Genomic DNA, 20,143 nt, shown 5'->3' with positions numbered 1-20,143 from the left:
ATCGATATTATTTAAATCCATTTTCTTTATTATATTTCTCACGTTCAGCATCGCGTAATTCAACACGACGGATTTTACCTGAATTTGTTTTAGGTAATGAGTCTACAAATTCAATTGCACGTGGGTATTTATATGGTGCTACTTCATTCTTCGCGAAAGTTTGTAATTCTTTAACAAGGTCATCATTACCCTGATAATTATCTTGTAAAATAACGAATGCTTTAACAATGTTGCCTCGAATTTCATGAGGACTTGCTACAACAGCACATTCTTTAACGGCCGGGTGATTTGTTAAGGCATCTTCAACTTCAAACGGTCCAATCGTATAGCCTGAACTGATGATAATATCATCTCGTCGACCTTCAAACCAGAAATAGCCATCTTCATCTATATGCGCTAAGTCTCCAGTAATGTAATAGTCACCCGCTTGAGCTGCTTTCGTACGTTCTTCATCTTTATAATAACCTTTAAACAAACCAGGGAAATCAAGTGGTAAAGCTATATTTCCTTTAACATTTGTTTCAACCGGTTGTCCTTCATCATCAACGATCGTAACACGGCTACCTGGGATTTCTTTACCCATTGAACCTGGTCGTGATTTAGTGTCTTTTAAGAACCCGATTAATAAAGTACTCTCTGTTTGTCCATAACCATCACGCACCGTTAAATTAAAGTTATTGCGGAATTGTTCTACAACTTCACGGTTTAATGGCTCGCCTGCTGATACAGCACTGTGAAGGTGTTCTAAGTTATATTCTTGTAAATTGTCTAATTTCGCCATCATACGATATTCTGTTGGTGTACAACATAAGACATTGATTTCAAAGCCTTGTAATAATTCAAGATAACGAGAAGGGTTGAATTTACCATTATAAACAAATGCTGTTGCGCCTGAACCCATAATTGATAAGAAAGGACTCCATACCCATTTTTGCCAACCTGGTGCAGCTGTCGCCCACACTAAGTCGTCTTCTTTAATACATAACCAATGTTCTGGCGCCATTTTCATGTGTGCAAATCCCCAACCATGAGAATGTGTAACAGCCTTAGGATTTCCTGTCGTTCCAGATGTATATGATAAGATGGCTAAATCGTCTCTTGAAGTTTTTTCAATATCTAACGCATCACTTTGAGACGCTTTTTCATCTTCAATATTAATCCAGTCCGTTTCGTGTCCGTCAATGATAAATTTCGTTAATGAGTCATACTCTTTAACGCCTTTGAACTCTTCAATAAAATCAGATTTAGCAATTACTGCTTTAATCTCACCATGTGTAATTCGATATTGTAAATCTTTAGTTCTTAGCATTTCTGAACTAGGAATAATCGCAATACCCAGTTTTAATGCAGCAAGATAAAGTTCATATGTCATAATTGCTCTCGGCATCATGATTAATACCTTATCACCTTTTTTAAGTCCGTGATTTAATAAGACATGTCCCACTTTATTGGCATTTTTAATTAATTCTGAATATGTCACTGTAATTGGTTCGTCTACCCCATTTTCATAAATCAGGGCTTTCTTCGATGTATTAGAAGCATGTTTCTCAATTTCTGAAACAATATTGTAAGTCTCTGGTGCTAATAAACTTGAATTATCCATTACTATACTCCCTTTCAGTTCGACCTTATTTATTATCTTATCAAACGCTTTAGTCTGATGAAATCAAAATCATTTATGTAAACGTTTTTACAATTTGATTTGAAATTGAAAAAGATTAAGAACATATGTCGATAACAATGACATTGGCTTAATCTTTATATCTGTACTAGAAAATATGACTTAAATCTAATTTTGACTCTAAACCAGATAGCTCAATACGCACATTATAAGATAAATCACGATTAACAATGTTGCGATCAACACCACGTTCAGTGCCTCTATGTTTATGGGTTTGACTATATTCATTAGAATTCTGCCAATCATAAAATGCCTGACGTTCTTCCCATAAAGTTAAAATAATATAGTGTCGTCCTGCTACTTGTGGACGCAAAAATCTTAAAGCTTTAAATCCTGGAACATTTTGTAAGTATTTAGGACGTTCTAAGAATTTCTTCTCGAATGCATCTTCCATACCTTCATTAACAAATAAATGATTTAACACACAAAAAGAATCATTTGATAAATCATCAATCACTTCTAACACATCATATTGATGTTCATCATTATTTTTCTTTATTGAAATCGTGTTATCGCCTTTTTCTTCTACTACATAAGTTTTGTAACTATCTTTTAAAATCATGATTCTTATCCTTCATTTCTAAACTAGCACTGAGCTACTATTAAATTTGTATATCTATATTCGTTCTGTCATTATAATTGGCTTTGTTCATAAAGCGAGATAGAACGCTTTACGACTTCTAAAAATTCGTGGTCCAATGTTGTAATTTTCGTAAAATAACTAAGTATGTTATCAGAAATTCGTTCATACTTTGGGAAATGCTGATCTTGGCTAATCCAATGTGCAAGTTCGCCTAAAGGGGTTTGGTCACCAATAAATCCTTGCATAAATTCGTAAAAACTCATTATCTCACCCCAGTGTTTAGATATACGCTAATATTATCATGATACATAGCTTTACACTAGTACTGGAAAGGCAACAATTTCTGAAGTTTTGTTGGCTAAGTTGAGATAGCAATTTTTTATTTTGAATTTAAGTAATCTAACACAACTGCACCCACGGCTTCTGCTGCGACTAACATACTTTTCTCATCAATTTTAAATTTAGGGTGATGATGAGGGTACGCTTTTCCATCTTGAGGCGCAGCACCTGAATAAATAAATGTGCTTGGTAATGTTTTAGCATAAAATGCGAAATCTTCTGATGGCGGTTGTGCTTCACATTCTTCTACCCCTTTTACGTCATCTAAATCAGCTTTTTTTATAGTTTCTGCAACATAATTTGTAAAATCAGGGTCATTATATAGTGCTGGATAGTCTTTACTAAACTCAAAGTCACATTTAACACCAAATGTTGCTTCAAGACCTTTGACTATTTGTTGTAATTCGTCAGCAATTTTATCACGTGTAGCATCGGTTAATGCACGCACATCACCTTCAAGCTCGATTTTATCTTTGATGACATTAAATTGACCTTTACCATCAAATGAGCCAATTGTTACAACACCTGTTTCAAACGGGTTAAGACGACGTGAAACGATTGTTTGTGCAGTAGTAACAAAGTTAGCACCAGCGACAATCGCATCATTTGCTGTATGAGGTGATGAACCATGACCACCTTCACCTTGTATCGTTAACTTAAAGTATGAACGACCTGTTTGAACATTTTCAGGACGGTAGAACACTTTACCCGGTTCCATATTTGTCATTACATGTGTACCTAGCACATGATCGACACCATCTAGCACACCATCTTCAATCATACCTTTGGCACCACCTGGAGGCATTTCTTCTGCTGGTTGATGAATAACGATCACTTTACCGTTAAATTGATCTTTCATTTCAATTAACGTTTCAGCTAATATTAACATATACGCGGTATGCGCATCATGACCACATGCATGCATCACACCATCATTTTTAGACGCAAATGACAATCCAGTATCTTCTTGGATTGGTAAAGCATCAAAGTCTGCTCTAATCGCAATTGTTTTTCCAGGATTGCCGCTATCGATAGTCACTTTCACACCATTTTCACCGACATTCGTTTTAACTTCACAATCTTTGTCTTTATAGAAATCAGTAATATATTTAGGTGTTTCTGATTCTTGGAATGATAATTCTGGATGTTCATGTAAGTGTCTACGAATTTCAATCATCTTTTCTTCTTTCTCTTGTAGACGTTTTACTAGATCTTTCATCATTATATCCACTCCTTTTCCTCATTATATGCTTTTCTCGTTTAACAATGTTGCGTCACGGTTTCATACGTTCCAAACATGATTCAATGTTACATTCATTTATAGTCTTCTTTTCCCGAAAAAAAGAAGCATATGTGAACATTGATAAATGCTTGCATATACTTCTGTTAAATGGTTATCGTTAATTATTTAGATTGTTGTTTAGGAACACCGATAAGTATAACCGTAAATGAAATGATTGCCATTAAAATGTTCAACCATAATCCTAACATTGCACCAAAGTTAATATTAACCATCGCTGCCCCGATACCATATAGCGTACCTGAAAGGGCAATACCAAAGGCACCACCAAGTGAAGATGCCATTTTATAAATACCAGATGCCACACCTACTTTATCTTCAGGAGAATTTGAAATGGCCGTATCTGTAGATGGTGTCGCATAGAAACCTAATCCTAGTCCGTATAATAAGTAACCAATGACACATACGACAACATACATTTGTGAAGATAGGAATGTAAATGATATTAATAGAATACCTACCATATTCAATGCAGTACCCAGTAACATCGGCTTTCTTGCGCCAACTTTTTGGAGAACCTTTTCACCGACACGAATCATCAATAATACTGTAATTAAATACGTAATTGAAAGTAGTCCAGTTTGAAATGTTGAGAAACCTAACCCTTGTTGAACAAATGTATTAGCAACGATTAGCGTACCGGCAACTCCATTCAACATGAAATTAGAAACTGTTGCACTCGTATAGGCTTTATTATTAAATAATTTAAAGTCTATTAATGGGTAGTGCATTTTCATTTCAACACGAATAAAGATGATTGTTGAAATAATAAACACTGCAATTAAAGCTAGAATTGTTGGTGAGAATAAACCTAATTTAGCACTTTGAGTGATCACTACATTAATACTTAGCATCATGATGACAAACAACGTAAGTCCTACAAAGTCAAATTTAGTATTTGTTGTTTGATTCGCTTTAGTTTCAGGAGTACCTTTAATTAATAGAATAGCTAAAATCGCAACAATAATAGAGATAATATAAATCCAGCGCCAACCAATTGCTGTATCAATCATACCTCCAAATAGAGAAGCAAATCCTGAGCCACCCCAAGACCCAATTGACCAGAAGCTCAACGCACGTTGTCGATCTGAACCTTGATAATACGTTTTAATAATCGCTAATGTAGATGGCATAATTGCTGCTGCTGATAACCCTTGAATAATACGACCAAGAATTAACATTGGCGTAAATGGTGTTACAATGATCAATAATGAGCCAATAATACTCAATATTAAACCAATGTACGTCATTTTTACGCGACCTAATTTATCGGCGAAGCTACCTGCACCAACGACAAACATACCACTAAATAAAGCCGTAATACTAATCGCAATACTCGTTGTACCAATACTACTTGAAAATGAATGTTGAATTGTTGGCACTAAATTGAGTAAAGATTGCGCAAACAACCAAAATGTAATTACGCCGAGTACTATACCTAATAAAAGCTTATTATTTCCAGTGAATTGTTGTTGTTTCATTTCCATAATGCTCTCTCCTTAACTTAAGTAGTCTAAAACGACTGTCCCTACTGCTTCTGCAGCTACTAACATTGATGATTCATCAATTGTGAATTTTGGATGGTGATGTGGATAAATTTTGCCATCTTTAGGTGCAGCGCCTGAATAAAAAAATGTACTTGGCAATGTCGCTGCATAGAAAGCGAAATCCTCTGAAGGTGGTTGAGGTTCACAAACTTCAATACCTTGTATATCATCTGCATCCGCTTCTTTAATTGTTTGTGCAACATATTGTGTAAATTCAGGGTCATTATATAATGCTGGATAATCCTTTTTAAATTCGAACTCACATGTAACGCCAAACGTTGATTCAAGACCTTCTACTAAGCGTTTCAATTCTTTTTCAATTGTGTCACGTGTGTCATCAGTTAGCGCTCTTACATCACCTTCAAGTTCTACCGCATCTTTAATAACATTAAATTGACCTTTACCATCAAATGAACCGATTGTAATAACGCCCGTTTCAAATGGACTTAAACGTCTTGATACAATCGTTTGTACTTCCGTAACAAATTGAGCACCTGCAACGATCGCATCGTTTGCCATATGTGGTGAAGATCCATGACCACCTGAACCTTGTACTTTTAATTTAAAGTAAGCACGTCCAGTTTGTACAAAGCCTTCTCTATAGAATACTTTTCCTGCTTCCATTGTGCTCATTACATGTGCACCTAACACATGGTCTACACCATCAAGCACGCCATCTTTAATCATGCCTTGCGCACCACCTGGAGGCATTTCTTCTGCTGGTTGATGAATAATAATAACTTTACCTTTAAATTGATCTTTTATTTCTATTAATGTTTCACCTAAAATCAACATATAAGCTGTGTGTGCATCATGGCCGCAAGCATGCATAACACCTTCATTTTTTGAAGCAAAAGGTAAGCCCGTAGCCTCTTGAATTGGTAAAGCGTCAAAGTCTGCTCTAATCGCAATTGTTTTACCAGGTTTACCACTATCTATCGTCACTTTGACGCCATTAGGTCCTACATTAGTCTCTACTTCGCAATCTTTATCTTTGTAGAAATCAGCAATATATTTTGGTGTTTCCTGTTCTTTGAATGATAACTCAGGATGTTGATGTAAATATCTTCTTATTTCAATCATACGTTCTTCTTTTTCTTGTAAAGTGTTAATTAATTGTTTATTCATAATTCATCTCTCCTCACTTATTATTGTATCGTTTATCTCTAAATTTAATATTCAATCGTTGTCCTATTTAGCACTAAATTTATTTATTTTTGAATTAAAAAAGGATGATGACAAAAATTAATGATTAATTTTTGTCATTATCCAATTTATACATACTTATTCACTTCTATAATATGAATGGAATTCGTCATTACTTTTAAATGATAGGTAAGTGTTTCTTCTACCTCCACTTCTGCAATATCCAATTTAGGATATGAAATACGATTAACATAATCAATCGTTTCCTGATCCATACCATATGTTGTATTGTGTTGTTGCCATACCCGATATAAAGCACCGTTCTCTTTATCTAACGTGTAGTGTTTAATTTTATATAGCCCACTTTGAAGTTGATTAATTTCTATTTTAAAATTTCTCTTTTCCATTACATTCGGCTGCTCTGAAATCGTGTAATAAGGATTGTAATGATCCGCATCCCATACAACAATTTGAAGATGTGTATCGTCGCCAACAACCATACATTCTTCATTTCTGAATCTTACATTATTTTGCAACATTCTAAAGAAATTACTTGTAAAGAATGCAGGGCGTTTACCATCAAATTGATGATATAAGTCAATTCCCATTAATTGATGTTCATTCATGACACCATATTTTTGATGTAATTCATAATTCAGCCAATAACCCACCGTACAAACTTTTTCATTAATATCTAATAATTGTTTAAATATAATACCCGCTCTAAAATATTCGCCATTAGTAAGATTTGAATTACCAGTTAAGGTATTCCAGTTGAGTAACATTAGTGGCATATCTTTCTGCTTTTTCGGTAGCCATTCGACTAACGCTTCTACTGTCTCATTGATATGATTTTTAGCATACTGATACTGTATATCTTCAGAAACTTCTAAATTGACTACGTCATTCTGATTAGCTTCAAACGCTAACATATTAACTTTTTCAGGATGATCTTTAAATAGTAACTTCAAGTTATTTTTTTGTTTACTGAAATCTTGATAATTTACAATAAATTTCACGTTAGATATATAACGATTAAAAACCTCATATAATTGAGTGTACTGTTTCAGGTCTATGGCGTCTATAATTACTGAAAGTTGCATTCTACTGCTATGTGTTGTCATATTTATAAAATGTTTAAGAATCTGTACCCATGTACCACAATACGCTTGAAATGCTATTGCACTATGTGGCGGTCTCAAACGAATACTCAAATGTATTTGATGGTTCATTAAAAATAACAAACACTCATCTAAGGTCATATATTGGTGGCTATGCGGAATAATTTCATCAGATGCAACGACATGTTCTCTCCAAGAAGTATCATTTACTAAATCTTGTACCAATACAGTATCTAAACCAACTCTATCTTTCACTTCCAATATTTGCTCTCTATAACGATGCACGCGCATATTGACGATACTTCCAATTTGAACGATATGATTGTATTTATTTAAATATCCAAGCCTGTCTTCTAATTGAATATCGATTTCTTTTTGGGGTTCTGCCGAATGAATGACGACATCCATTTGATTATTCACATATGACGACAAATATTGAATATATCTCTTAATACTTTGCTTATTTAGGGGTTTCATTTTCAACTGATTCAAGTCTTTAACTTGAAATTCCTTACGATAATCACCCGGTGTCATGTGATACCATAATTTAAAATGTTTCGCTAATGACGTTGAATTAGAAAAACCATTCTTCATTGCTATGTCAGTAATTGAAATATCACTATATTTCAAATCATGTTCAGCATTTCTTGTTCTCACTTTATTAAGATAACTATTAAACGACGTTCCTAATTTTTTCGTGAATAATCTAGAAGTGTACGAACTAGACAAATTAATATAGTCTGACAAATCATCCAAACCAATACGTTCCATAAAATGTTGATTAATAAATTCTGAAGCGAGACTAGCAAATACATCATCTTTATTATGTTCATGAATCAACTCTTGTCTAGATTGATAGGGAATAAATTTCACCAACATTTCAATTAATTGAATCATCATTTGATCCATGTGTAATTGATGAAACTTCCCTTTTCTTAAATAAGTAATCCCTATTTTAGCTAACAATGTTTTGATATCATCATGTATTTTTTTAGATACTTCTTCAAAATGAAAATAAATATTCTTATCTTCAATGTAATGAGAAAAATAATTATTAGACAGTCGGAGCGACATATAACTTACATCTGAATCTTCTAAAATCAAAAAGTTTTGATAGCTATTGATTAATATTAAATCTCCAACATGATAGTGCTTATTTTGATTTTCACTCTGACATGTGACGTTACCTTTTAAAATTAAATTTAGCGATAAATAATCAGAAGCTATATCTTCCTTTTTAGTGTCGAACGTGATTTCATAATTAGTATTCAAGAGGTATTTACCCGCCCTTCTCAATCACTTCTTTCAATCTATAATATCAAACTTTGATGACTAAGAAGGGTTTAATAACGTGATATTGTACTGAATGTTTAAAATCAAAAGTTAAATAGTAAGGGGGAGTGAGTCAGAATTCATTTTGAATTCATTGTCCCACTCCCCCCGCAGGGATAACTAGAACTAAGAAAAGCTTGATTTAAACGCCTTCTCAATTCAGTCAGCTACTGTAAATTTGTAAAGTAGCATTGATTTATTAATTTTACTGGTTCTAGAGTATTAATATAGTGTTTTATAATTAGTGTTGGTAATATGGATCAAATTCCATTGCACCTGCGTTTTCATCGCTTACGCCATGTTTATAATAATCTACATATTGTGGTTCTAATGGTTTCTTACCACGGATGATATCTGCTGCTTTTTCAGCAAGCATTAATACTGGTGCATGAATATTACCGTTTGTTGTACGAGGCATAGCCGAAGCGTCAACAACACGTAAATTTTCCATACCGTGAACTTTCATTGTTAATGGGTCTACAACAGACATTGGATCTGAGGCAGGTCCCATTTTAGCACTACAAGATGGATGCAATGCTGTTTCACCATCTCTACGTACCCAATCCAAGATTTCTTCGTCTGTTTGTACTGATGGTCCTGGTGAAATTTCACCTCCATTATATGGATCCATTGCTTTTTGCGCTAATATATTTCTAGCTACTCGAATAGCTTCTACCCACTCTTGTTCGTCTTCTTTAGTTGAAAGGTAATTAAAGACAATACTTGGTTTTTCAAACGGGTCTTTTGATTTAATTTTTAAGCTACCACGTGAATTAGAATACATAGGACCTACGTGAACTTGGTAACCATGTGCTACTGGTGCTTTTTGTCCATCATATCTTACAGCAATTGGTAAGAAGTGGAACATTAAGTTAGGGTATGCAACTTGATTATTTGATCTTACGAAGGCACCGCCTTCAAAGTGATTTGATGCTGCTGCACCTTTACGCGCGAATATCCATTGTAAACCAATCCATGGCATACGTTTAACATCTAAGCTAGGTTGCAGTGACACAGGCTCTTTACATTCGTGTTGAATATATACTTCTAAGTGGTCCTCGAAGTTTTCACCAACACCTGGTAAATGCATTCGTGGTTCTATACCTTTAGATTTCAAGAATTCTGCGTCACCAATACCTGATAATTGTAATAATTGTGGCGTGTTGAACGCTCCACCAGATAAGATAACTTCACCGGCGTCAACAGTATGATATCTACCATTACGTTTAAATGTTACCCCTGTTGCTTTGTTACCATCAAAATGAATTTTAGTGACAAATGCACGAGTCTTAACTGTTAAGTTTTTACGTTTCATTGCTGGGTGTAAGTAAGCTCTTGATGCTGAAACACGACGACCATTATGCACTTGGCTATCAAACGGTCCAAACCCTTCTTGTCTATATCCGTTCACATCTTTTGTTTTATGATAACCCGCTTCTACACCGGCATCAAAGAATGATTTGAACAATGGATTTGTTGCAGGTCCACGTTTTAATTTAATTGGACCGTGATGTCCTCTGAATTGATCAAATGGTGTAGCACCGTATGTTTTCTCTAAACGTTTAAAGTATGGTAAACAATGTGCGAAGTCCCATGATTCCATACCTTCTGGTTCAGCCCATCCTTCATAGTCCATTGGATTCCCTCTTTGGTAAATCATACCGTTAATTGAACTAGAGCCACCAAGCACTTTACCACGTGCATGGTCTACTTTACGTCCCATATGCGGTTCTTCTTCCGTTTGATAAATCCAATCGTAAAAACGATTACCTGATGGGAACATTAATGCTGCTGGCATTTGAATGAATAAATCCCAAGGATAGTCACTACGTCCCGCCTCTAACACTAATACCTCTTTATCTTTATCTTCTGTTAAACGATTTCCTAATACTGATCCTGCACTACCGCCGCCAATAATGACGTAATCATATGAATTCTTTTTACTCATTATAAATTCGTCCTCCCTTAAATTGATTATTATGTCTTTTTATTTCATGTTTTAAGTTCGATACGTACAACTTTATAACTCAAATAAATAGAGTCGCATAGTTAATTAATATAACGACTCTAAAGCTCTAGCATGGACTTGTTATTTACTAAAGAAGTTGACTGGTTCTGGGTTTGTGTTAGTTAAGATGTGTTTACTAGTTAAGTACTCTTCCAAGCCTTCTTTACCTAGTTCACGTCCAATACCTGATTGTTTATAGCCACCCCAAGGTGCCTGTGCAAAGTATGGATGGAAATCATTAATCCAAACTGTACCAAGTTTTAATTTATTAGCTACACGTTGTGCTTTACCGATATCTTTAGTGAATACTGCACCAGCTAAACCATAAATAGAATCATTAGCTAATTTAATTGCTTCTTCTTCACTATCAAATCCTTCAATTGTCACAACTGGTCCAAAGACTTCTTCTTGAACGATACGCATTGAAGTATCACAATCTGTAATCACTGTTGGTTCAAAGAACAAACCAGCTTGTAAATCTTCTCGTTCTGGACGTTTACCGCCGATCGCGATTGTAGCGCCTTCTTCTTTTGCAATTTCCATGTAACCTTCAATCTTATTGCGATGTTCTGTAGAAATCACTGGCCCCATTTCTGTATCATCATCGAAACCATTACCAAGTTTAATTTTGCCTACACGATCGATTAATGCCTTTTCAAAGTCAGCTTTAATATCGTTGTGTACTAATATACGTGAACCTGCTGAACATACTTGACCTGCGTGGAAGTAACCACCATTTAACGCTTGATCTACTGCAACTTCAAAGTCAGCATCATCAAAAATAATATTAGGGTTCTTACCACCAAGTTCTAAAGCGATGTTAGTTACATGATTGGCGGCATTCTTCATGATATGTTTACCTGTTTCAATTCCGCCTGTGAATGAAACTAAGTCTACTTCTTCATGACCTGATAACGTATCTCCAATTTCTTCACCGCTACTTAATACTAAGTTGATAACGCCTTTAGGGAAGCCAACTTCCTCCATTAATTCGAATACACGAATGGTAGTTAATGGCGTAATTTCACTTGGTTTCATAACGAGTGAACATCCGGTTGCTAATGCTGGTGCGATCTTCCATGAGGCTTGAAGTAATGGATAGTTCCAAGGTGTGATTTGAGTAACTACACCTACAGGTTCTTTAACTACTTTACTCTCAGTGTTAGGAATTGGTGAATTTATCATTTCACCACCATCTTTATCTGCTAAACCTGCAAAATAAGTAAATACATTAGCTATATCATCCATATCCGCATATGATTCTTCTAACGTTTTACCAGTATCTAAAGTTTCTAATTTGGCTAATTCATCACGGTTTTCTGTTATTTTATCCGCAATTGCTCTTACTTTTTTACCTCTGACTTCACTTGTTTCTAGTGACCACTCGGCATCTTCAAATGCGCGACGTGCTGCAAGTATTGCTCTTTCTGCATCTTCAGCAGTACCTTCTGCAACCGTAAAGATAACTTCTTGGTTATAAGGATTAATAATATCTCTTGTATTTTTATTTGAACTTTCTACCCATTCACCATCGATATATTGACGATTAGACAATTTCTCTACAAGTTCCATCAAACTACCTCCGTTAAGTTTGTTAAATTTTTATTTAACGAATTTTACAAAACTAGATTATCACACTTTCCACAGTCTTGCAAACGACACATATCTGCACATTTTTTACATAAACTTGAAATTTTAGTATCAAAAGTGCTAATAATGAATATGCGATTTTGAAACTTTTCATCAAACACTTTATAATGATTTAGAATCGAAAAATGAACATCAACGTTTATTTCTCTTTTGAAAAATTACTAAGTAACAATGGAGGTGCACTATGGCACGTTCAACGAATTATGATCAAAAAATTGAAGAAGCAAAAGACCTTGTAATTAACTCAATCGGTGAAACGATGGATTTGTACGGTACGAATCGTAGCGTTGGTAATTTATACGGCACAATGGTCTTCGAAGGAAGCATGACGCTTGATGAGATGCGTGAGCATTTACAAATGAGCAAACCTAGCATGAGTGCTGGCGTCAAGAAATTACAAGAATTCGACATCGTAAAACAACAATTTACGCGTGGTAGCAGAAAACAACATTTTATCGCCGAAAAAAACTTCTTCCATTTTTTCCGAAATTTCTTTACACAAAAGTGGGAACGTGAAGTTGATACTAATTTAGAAGCGGTCGAAAAGGCACAATTACTGTTAGACGAAACATTAAAAAATGCTGACTTAGACGATCATGCTAAAGCAGAAGTCGATAAAATCCAAGCTCAATTAGATCACACTAAGCAATATTGTAAATGGTTAGAAAACTTAAGTAATGCCATTGAAAGTGGACAGATATTCGAACATTACCCAATTCCAGAAAAAGAAGATATTTAAAAAAGCTAGCAGATTTTCTAAAGTGTAAAACTTTGAAGAATCTGCTAGCTCTTTTTTATTTATAAGTTATCATCATCATCTGATTTTTCTTTAACTTGCACAATACGTAATGAACGTCTCTCAATTTCTTTATGTTTATCCGCTCTTGTCTCCAGTTTAATCCGATCTCTATTAAGCGTAATAATAAACGATATCATCATAAAAATAAATATGACAATCAACGGTACACTCGCCAGTATGGATGCTGTTTTTAATACTTCTAGCGCACGTTCACCACCAACTAACATAAGAGAGAATGGTAATAGACACAACGCAAATGCCCAGAATAAACGGTTAGCCTTTAATGGCTCTCCAATAACTTTTTTCTGAGATGCAGCAGCTAAAATATATGAACCTGAATCAAATGTTGTTGCTAAGAATAAGAATGCAGAAATCAAGAACAATACAACAATTAATGATGAAAATGGTAATTGATGCATTACTTGAATAATCGTTGCTTCAGTACCGTGTGAATTTAAAAAGTTAATAACATTAAATTCACCAGTAATTTGTAAATACACAGCATAGTTACCAAATATACCAAAGAACAATAGACAGCCTAATGTACCATAAATAATAGTACCTAGAATGACTTCTTTAAGACGACGTCCTTTTGAAATACGTGCGATGAACAGACCGATAAACGGTGCATATACTAACCACCATGACCAATAGAATATTGTCCAGTCTTGTGGGAAATTCGTTTCTTTACGTCCTTTAATCCCACCAAAAGGTTCCATCCAAGTGGCCATATGGAAGAAATCTCTCAGCATATTACCAAAACTTGTAATCGTTGTTTCCATAATAAATACGGTAGGCCCAACAATAAACACAAATCCTAATAATAAGAATGATAGCCATACGTTAACATCACTTAATTTTTGAATTCCTTTTTTCAAACCAGAATAAGAACTGACTGCGAACACCACTGTGATTGTTAATAAGATGATTGAACGCACAACCATATTCTCTCCATCGATGCCTGTAAGTTTCTCTATACCAGCAGAAATCATTGGCACGCCAAGTGCGAGTGATGTTGCTGCGCCTCCTAGTAAACCAAAAATAAATAATATATCCACTAATTTACCTAAAAATTTATCCGTTTGTCCCTTTAAAACTGGACGACATGCTTGACTGATTTTATAAATTGGTTGTTTCTTAACGAATACTAAATAACCAATAGGTAATGCTGGCAACACATAGATTGCCCATGCGATTGGTCCCCAATGGAACATCCCATATTGCGTTGCATATGTAAGTGCTTCATCTGACATCCCTTTTGCACCATTCGGTGGTACTTGATAATAGAATGCCCACTCAATGACACCCCAATATAAAATATCCGATCCAATACCTGCACAGAAGAGCATAGACGCCCAACTAAAGTTATTGAATTCTGGTCTATCAGTTGCCTTTCCAAGTGTTACATTGCCATAACGACCGAATGCAATATATAGTACAAAGAATAGAATGATTAATCCCATAAATAAATACACAGATCCAATTGAATTGGAAATTGCGCTATTGATATCGGTAATTACTTTTTCACTGGCTTTAGGGAATACCATCATCGGTGTAACAGCTACAAGTAATACGATTACCGTCCCTATAAAAGTCGGCCAATCCATAATTTTTTCTCGTTTCAATTATGTTCCTCCTCAAAATTGTTGTTTCGATAAAAATTAAAAACCACTTTCTTGTCACGGTTTATTCACATATTGACGATATCTAAAATTAAATAAAAATGCAAATTACATTCAAATTATACTTTCCTATTTATTGAATAAATATATATTTCAGACATATTTTAAAGCTTTAAAAATCGCCATAACAACAGTGTTAAATTTAAACTTAACGTATTTAACAAATTTTATATTGTATTAATTTTGCATAATAATACTGTTATTATGAATTTATATTTATTTGAATTCTTTTAAAATACCTGTTCATTTTCAAAAGAAAAGACCACTAAACTTTGAGCATTTGCCCAAAATTAGTGGTCTTATAATCTATAATCCCAATAAAAATTTAATTAAGAATCCAACCACGATTGATACACCAATCGCAAAGAACCCTGGAATAATAAAACTTGTTGCACGCGTGCGTCCGGTCTCATCTAGATTAACTGCAAATAATAATGTTGGCTGCGCTGGAATGACGAAATTGACATTAAGCGTTTGGACCATTGCAATGAAATACATTGGTGGAATACCCATACTCATGACAATCGGCACCATAATGGAGGCTGTTGCAGTTTGCGAGATAACGATCATTGCCACTATGGCAACTAAGACAATGACTAGCCAAGGTATAGATTGAATTGTTTGTCCAATATCGTCTTGTATAATTTTTAAATTTTGCGGTGCATTAAATACAGTAGCACCTAACCAACCTGGGCCAAGTACTGCAAAGAGTGCACCAATAGCTGATTGCGCAATATTAGATGACAATATATCACTCGTGTTAATCTTCATCATTAATAAATTAATTGCAACACTCAAATACATAAAGAATTGGACGATTTCCGTCATAGTTACTTTAACTTGTTCACCATCAACATTAAATGAAGGCATTAAATTTGGAAAAATACCAAAAGTTAATATACCTGCAACACATAATAAAAATCCAACTACGCCTAATTTGGTTTTCGTTGTAAATGATTGTTTGACTGGCACTTCAGGCGTATGTGCAATTTCACTTGCAGTGACCGTTGTCTTACGACCAACAAATGTACAAAAGACACTCAACATTAGCATCGTAATAATCGCTGTAGGTAATACAATACTTAAATATTGTCCCATTGATATATGATAACCAGCCATTACTGATATGATATAAGCTGTTGCCGATGCTGCAGGACTACATAATAAGGCTAAATTTGCAGTCAAAACAGATGCGGTGAGTGGTCGTTTAGGTTGGATATTTGCTCTAACAGCAGTCTTAGCAATAATAGGCTCTAAAGATAACGCAATATTTGCGGTACCTACACCAAATACAAACAGAAAGACAATCATTGGTGCGATAAAAATAATGGATTTCGGGAAACGCTCGATAATTTTAGAAGCAAGAAAGACTAAATAGTCTATTCCTCCCGTAGCTTGTAAAGTACCACCAGCGATACCGATAGATAAAATGATTAAAACTGCAGTGACAGGTGCTGAACCTGGAGGCAATTGAAAGCCGAAAATCATAATGAGTTGTGCCACAATGGCGAAGATACCACACCCTAATGCACCAGCTGTGCGAAGCCCTAATATAATAGCCAGTATCATTATGATGATTTCTACTACAAACAGTAGCATGATGAAAGCTCCTAACTTTTCTGAAAATTATTGTGATTTTTTTAACATACATAGTTTATCACTTGCAGATGTTAAAAGTATAGAAATGAAGAAAATTTGAGATATTAAATGTAAATAAAATGTGAACATTCAACCTTACTATTCAATTTATTTCTCATAAATTTCAATTTAAAAACCCTTGAAAGTATGCTTGATATAGCATCTTCCAAGGGGTTTATAATCATTATTTCTCACGATGATTTATATGCTCATCTTTGAGCGTTCCTTCTTTAGTTGGTGCCTCTTCATAGTCACCATCTACACCTTTATCATCAGTATGACCTTTTGCCATTTCTAAATTTTTCTCAGTTTCTTTTCGTTTTTCTTTTTTAGAGCGTTTATCATATGCTCGTTCTTCTAATAATGAACCCCAAATGAGGCCACAAATAATCGCAATAGTTACAATAGCAATTAGAGCTAATATAATCCACTTAATTACATCAAACGTCATCTCTACTCACCCTCCTTCACAATTAAACATAATATTCTTTAAGCATTATTCTTCTTTATATTATGTTTCCCTTTATACTTGGGCTTCAATCACACGAAGAACTATCTTGTCACAGTCTTTACTCAAAAGAAAAACCACGACTCCGTATGATAAGGAATCGTGGTTAAAAGTGATTTCAAATTATGAAATGTAGTTGTATGAACCAGCTTGGCCAGCTGAGATTGTACGTGATGAAACGACACCAGGTCCACCATTATAGTTCATTTCTGAAACTTTAACTGAACCATCATCATTTACACTTTCAACATATGCAACGTGACCGTATGCACCTTGAGATGTTTGCATTACTGCACCTGCTTTAGGTGTGTTATTAACTGTGTAGCCATCTGCAGCTGCTGCAGTTGCCCAGTTATTTGCGTTACCCCAAGTGCTACCAATTTTACCGCCTACTTTGTCATATACATAATACGTACATTGACCTGCAGTGTAAAGGTTTGAACCTCCACTTGATTTACCAGCTAATGCTTCACTACTAGAACTTGAGCTAGCGTTTGAACTAGTTGATTGTGTAGTTGGTGCATTTTGAGTTGTGACTTTAACGTTACGATCTGAAGTTGAATAACTAGCACCTAAACCACCACCAGCATTGTTGTTTGCTGTGTATGATTGAGTGTTTTGGTTTGATTGATTGTTATTGTAATTATAGTTGTAGTTATTGTTTGATTGAGTATTGTTTACTGCTTGGTTGCCAGTGTTTTGTTGACCACCTTGTTGAGCTTGAGATGGGCTCCAGTTACCTTGCCATTCATAATGATAATTACCTTGTTGGTCAATTGTGTAAGTGTAACTATATGAATATGGGTCATTAGGGTTATATCCATTATTATTTTCCGCTGCGTCTGCATCTTGATGTGCTAATCCGAATGTTGCAATACCTGCTGTTGCGATTGTAGCTGTAGCGATCTTTTTCATAATAAAATATCCTCCTAGAATGTTTAAAGCTTATTTTTTCTCGTGGCTACCTGCAATTGACATATTAGAAATTTCAAATCAATTTGATTCAAAATAGTTTTAAGAAATTTTTTCCTCGTTAAATAACGACAAGACATACTCTAACAGACACACAAGGGTTTGTGTGGAATGTTAAGGGTTTGTAAATGAATCATAATAATTTTACTTTGCATGTAATAAACATAGACTTATATTACAATTATAAAAACACTTCTATGACAGTGCTTATACTATATTAATCAACAGTGTATATACTCGACTTGTAAAATATCTGATAATTTTAAAGGTGTTTTATTTCATGAAAAGCGGGAAGTATGAAGCGTTTTCAAAGTTTGGCGAGGATATTTTGGAAGTATTTTTTATAATAATAATGATAAAAATCAAATCCCCCTTATAAGACATTAGCGACATGCTTATAAGGAGGATTATGAGTTTAATTATTCAATTTAGATCTTTTAACATTGTAATGTATCTAGTCATTTAGATTGTAACTGTACCTATTAATACTGCTATGCCCAGTAGCACAATCGCAAATCCCCAGATCCAAAAGAATGCATATTTAATATATGTACCCATGTTTGCCTCAGCGAGACCAATAGCTAACCATAGTGCAGGAGAGAACGGGCTTACAAATGTTCCTACAATATTACCGATTACCATTGAATATGCTGTTGAAACTGGATTAATACCAAATTGACTTGCAGTTTGTTCTACTATAGGAAGTAACGCGAAATAATACGCATCTGTACTTGTAAGTAAATCAAGTGGAACGCCAAAGAAACCGACAATGATATGTAAATATGGTCCAACGGCATCAGGAATGATCTTAATGAAATTTAAAGCAATTGACTTTAACATACCTGTTTCTTCTAAAACACCTAAGAACATACCTGCTGCTATAATAACTGCGGCCATCATTAATGCATTTGGTGCATGTGCCTTAAGACGGTTCATTTGCTCATCCACATTTGGGAAGTTAATAACTAATGCAATTGCAACACCAATCATAAAAGCAAATTCAGGCGGGGCAACGTTAGCTAACATCATAACTAAAACGATAATCGTCAATAGTACATTGGCCCAAATTACCCAACCATGTTTGAGCGCGCGTCCTCTTACAGGAAACTTAATGTCTTGATCTCGTTCGTAATTTTTCACAAGTCGATGAATATCAATGTTTAATGTAGGTTCTACTTCACCGTTATCGATTGCCTTCTTAATTCGTTTCTTTTCCCTAAACCCTAAATAAGTTGCGAAGATAAGTACTAACACGAAGCCAATCAATTGTACTGGAATGATGCCATACCATAATTCATTAACACTTTTCACTTTCAATACAGAAGCAACACGCGCCATTGGTCCGCCCCAAGGCACCATATTCATAATCGCGGCACTAATTGCTAGTAAAAGAATTAATAAGTATTTGTTCATGTTTAAAGCTTTATATAGTGGCAATAATGCAGGAATTGATAATAAGAAAGTGACAGCACCTGCACCATCTAATTGTGCAAACATACCAATCAATGCTGTGACAATACAAACAATGACTACATTACCGCGAGTCATTAATATAAGTCGTTTGACAATAGGTTTGAACAGGCCACTGTCAGTCATAATGCCAAAGAATATAATTGCGAAGATAAACATGATGACTACGCTCATCACAGATTCTAAACCACTATTAAAGAATTTAACTAAATCTTTAATGCCGTATCCTAATAGCAAAGCACCAATACTAGGAATTAAAATCATACCAACGACCGGACTAATCTTTTTTGCAATTAAAAGTCCAACAATTGAGCCGATAATGATTATCCCCATCATTGTTAACCACATACTATCCCCTTGCATGTGA

At 34.7% G+C, this 20,143-nt stretch carries 15 protein-coding genes; 1 reads left to right on the top strand and 14 read right to left on the bottom strand.

Annotated elements, in window-relative coordinates; all coding sequences use genetic code 11:
- Window positions 1-7: 7 nt before the first annotated feature.
- The 9 genes from mbcS to betB all read right to left on the bottom strand — a co-directional run bounded on the left by mbcS (window position 8) and on the right by betB (window position 12,629).
- Window positions 8-1,603, bottom strand: a complete 1,596-nt coding sequence (gene mbcS, locus AC1RRU_RS04665) for an acyl-CoA synthetase MbcS (protein WP_011274762.1) — start codon at window positions 1,601-1,603, stop codon at window positions 8-10.
- Between the two features lie 166 nt (window positions 1,604-1,769).
- Window positions 1,770-2,243 (bottom strand): antibiotic biosynthesis monooxygenase family protein, encoded by a 474-nt coding sequence (locus AC1RRU_RS04660; protein ID WP_011274761.1) that lies wholly within the window; start codon window positions 2,241-2,243, stop codon window positions 1,770-1,772.
- Between the two features lie 71 nt (window positions 2,244-2,314).
- Window positions 2,315-2,527 (bottom strand): sterile alpha motif-like domain-containing protein, encoded by a 213-nt coding sequence (locus tag AC1RRU_RS04655; RefSeq protein WP_011274760.1) that lies wholly within the window; start codon window positions 2,525-2,527, stop codon window positions 2,315-2,317.
- A 116-nt stretch (window positions 2,528-2,643) separates the two neighbouring features.
- Entirely contained in the window at window positions 2,644-3,825 is a 1,182-nt protein-coding gene (locus tag AC1RRU_RS04650; RefSeq protein ID WP_011274759.1) for an amidohydrolase, read from the bottom strand.
- A 182-nt stretch (window positions 3,826-4,007) separates the two neighbouring features.
- Window positions 4,008-5,390, bottom strand: a complete 1,383-nt coding sequence (locus AC1RRU_RS04645) for an MFS transporter (RefSeq protein WP_011274758.1) — start codon at window positions 5,388-5,390, stop codon at window positions 4,008-4,010.
- Window positions 5,391-5,402: 12 nt separating this feature from the next.
- Window positions 5,403-6,578, bottom strand: coding sequence for a M20 family metallopeptidase (locus tag AC1RRU_RS04640; RefSeq protein ID WP_011274757.1), 1,176 nt, complete (start codon window positions 6,576-6,578; stop codon window positions 5,403-5,405).
- Between the two features lie 146 nt (window positions 6,579-6,724).
- Entirely contained in the window at window positions 6,725-8,989 is a 2,265-nt protein-coding gene (aryK, locus tag AC1RRU_RS04635) for a transcriptional regulator AryK (protein ID WP_016930659.1), read from the bottom strand.
- 301 nt (window positions 8,990-9,290) lie between these two features.
- Complete coding sequence (gene betA / locus AC1RRU_RS04630; protein ID WP_011274755.1) at window positions 9,291-10,997, bottom strand: choline dehydrogenase; 1,707 nt, start codon at window positions 10,995-10,997, stop codon at window positions 9,291-9,293.
- Between the two features lie 141 nt (window positions 10,998-11,138).
- On the bottom strand, window positions 11,139-12,629 hold the full coding sequence (betB, locus tag AC1RRU_RS04625) for a betaine-aldehyde dehydrogenase (protein WP_016930658.1): 1,491 nt from the start codon (window positions 12,627-12,629) through the stop codon (window positions 11,139-11,141).
- A gap of 262 nt (window positions 12,630-12,891) precedes the next feature.
- Between betB and cudC the strand changes: the two genes are divergently transcribed.
- Window positions 12,892-13,446: a choline uptake/conversion transcriptional regulator CudC gene (gene cudC, locus AC1RRU_RS04620; RefSeq protein WP_011274753.1), complete on the top strand. Its 555-nt coding sequence runs from the start codon at window positions 12,892-12,894 to the stop codon at window positions 13,444-13,446.
- Window positions 13,447-13,505: 59 nt separating this feature from the next.
- On the opposite strand, the gene AC1RRU_RS04615 is transcribed toward cudC, so the two are convergent.
- The 5 genes from AC1RRU_RS04615 to AC1RRU_RS04595 form a co-directional block, all read right to left on the bottom strand.
- Window positions 13,506-15,131, bottom strand: coding sequence for a BCCT family transporter (locus AC1RRU_RS04615; RefSeq protein WP_029376614.1), 1,626 nt, complete (start codon window positions 15,129-15,131; stop codon window positions 13,506-13,508).
- Window positions 15,132-15,494: 363 nt separating this feature from the next.
- Entirely contained in the window at window positions 15,495-16,787 is a 1,293-nt protein-coding gene (locus AC1RRU_RS04610; protein ID WP_016930657.1) for an anaerobic C4-dicarboxylate transporter family protein, read from the bottom strand.
- A gap of 223 nt (window positions 16,788-17,010) precedes the next feature.
- Window positions 17,011-17,277 (bottom strand): hypothetical protein, encoded by a 267-nt coding sequence (locus tag AC1RRU_RS04605; RefSeq protein WP_011274750.1) that lies wholly within the window; start codon window positions 17,275-17,277, stop codon window positions 17,011-17,013.
- A 180-nt stretch (window positions 17,278-17,457) separates the two neighbouring features.
- Entirely contained in the window at window positions 17,458-18,249 is a 792-nt protein-coding gene (locus AC1RRU_RS04600; protein ID WP_011274749.1) for a CHAP domain-containing protein, read from the bottom strand.
- A 519-nt stretch (window positions 18,250-18,768) separates the two neighbouring features.
- Window positions 18,769-20,139, bottom strand: coding sequence for a CitMHS family transporter (locus tag AC1RRU_RS04595; protein ID WP_011274747.1), 1,371 nt, complete (start codon window positions 20,137-20,139; stop codon window positions 18,769-18,771).
- Window positions 20,140-20,143 lie beyond the last annotated feature (4 nt).

The sequence above is a fragment of the Staphylococcus sp. GW821-FHT11H10 genome (assembly GCF_058807855.1).
The sequence above is the reverse complement of the archived record's forward strand: the minus strand, read 5'-3'. Positions and strand labels throughout refer to the sequence as shown.

Coding starts and splice junctions, on each gene's coding strand:
- AC1RRU_RS04645 (WP_011274758.1), bottom strand. CDS start 5,390: ATGGAAATGAAACAACAACAATTCACTGGAAATAATAAGCTTTTATTA.
- AC1RRU_RS04660 (WP_011274761.1), bottom strand. CDS start 2,243: ATGATTTTAAAAGATAGTTACAAAACTTATGTAGTAGAAGAAAAAGGC.
- AC1RRU_RS04595 (WP_011274747.1), bottom strand. CDS start 20,139: ATGCAAGGGGATAGTATGTGGTTAACAATGATGGGGATAATCATTATC.
- mbcS (WP_011274762.1), bottom strand. CDS start 1,603: ATGGATAATTCAAGTTTATTAGCACCAGAGACTTACAATATTGTTTCA.
- betA (WP_011274755.1), bottom strand. CDS start 10,997: ATGAGTAAAAAGAATTCATATGATTACGTCATTATTGGCGGCGGTAGT.
- AC1RRU_RS04610 (WP_016930657.1), bottom strand. CDS start 16,787: ATGCTACTGTTTGTAGTAGAAATCATCATAATGATACTGGCTATTATA.
- cudC (WP_011274753.1), top strand. CDS start 12,892: ATGGCACGTTCAACGAATTATGATCAAAAAATTGAAGAAGCAAAAGAC.
- AC1RRU_RS04650 (WP_011274759.1), bottom strand. CDS start 3,825: ATGATGAAAGATCTAGTAAAACGTCTACAAGAGAAAGAAGAAAAGATG.
- AC1RRU_RS04605 (WP_011274750.1), bottom strand. CDS start 17,277: ATGACGTTTGATGTAATTAAGTGGATTATATTAGCTCTAATTGCTATT.
- AC1RRU_RS04655 (WP_011274760.1), bottom strand. CDS start 2,527: ATGAGTTTTTACGAATTTATGCAAGGATTTATTGGTGACCAAACCCCT.
- betB (WP_016930658.1), bottom strand. CDS start 12,629: ATGGAACTTGTAGAGAAATTGTCTAATCGTCAATATATCGATGGTGAA.
- AC1RRU_RS04640 (WP_011274757.1), bottom strand. CDS start 6,578: ATGAATAAACAATTAATTAACACTTTACAAGAAAAAGAAGAACGTATG.
- AC1RRU_RS04600 (WP_011274749.1), bottom strand. CDS start 18,249: ATGAAAAAGATCGCTACAGCTACAATCGCAACAGCAGGTATTGCAACA.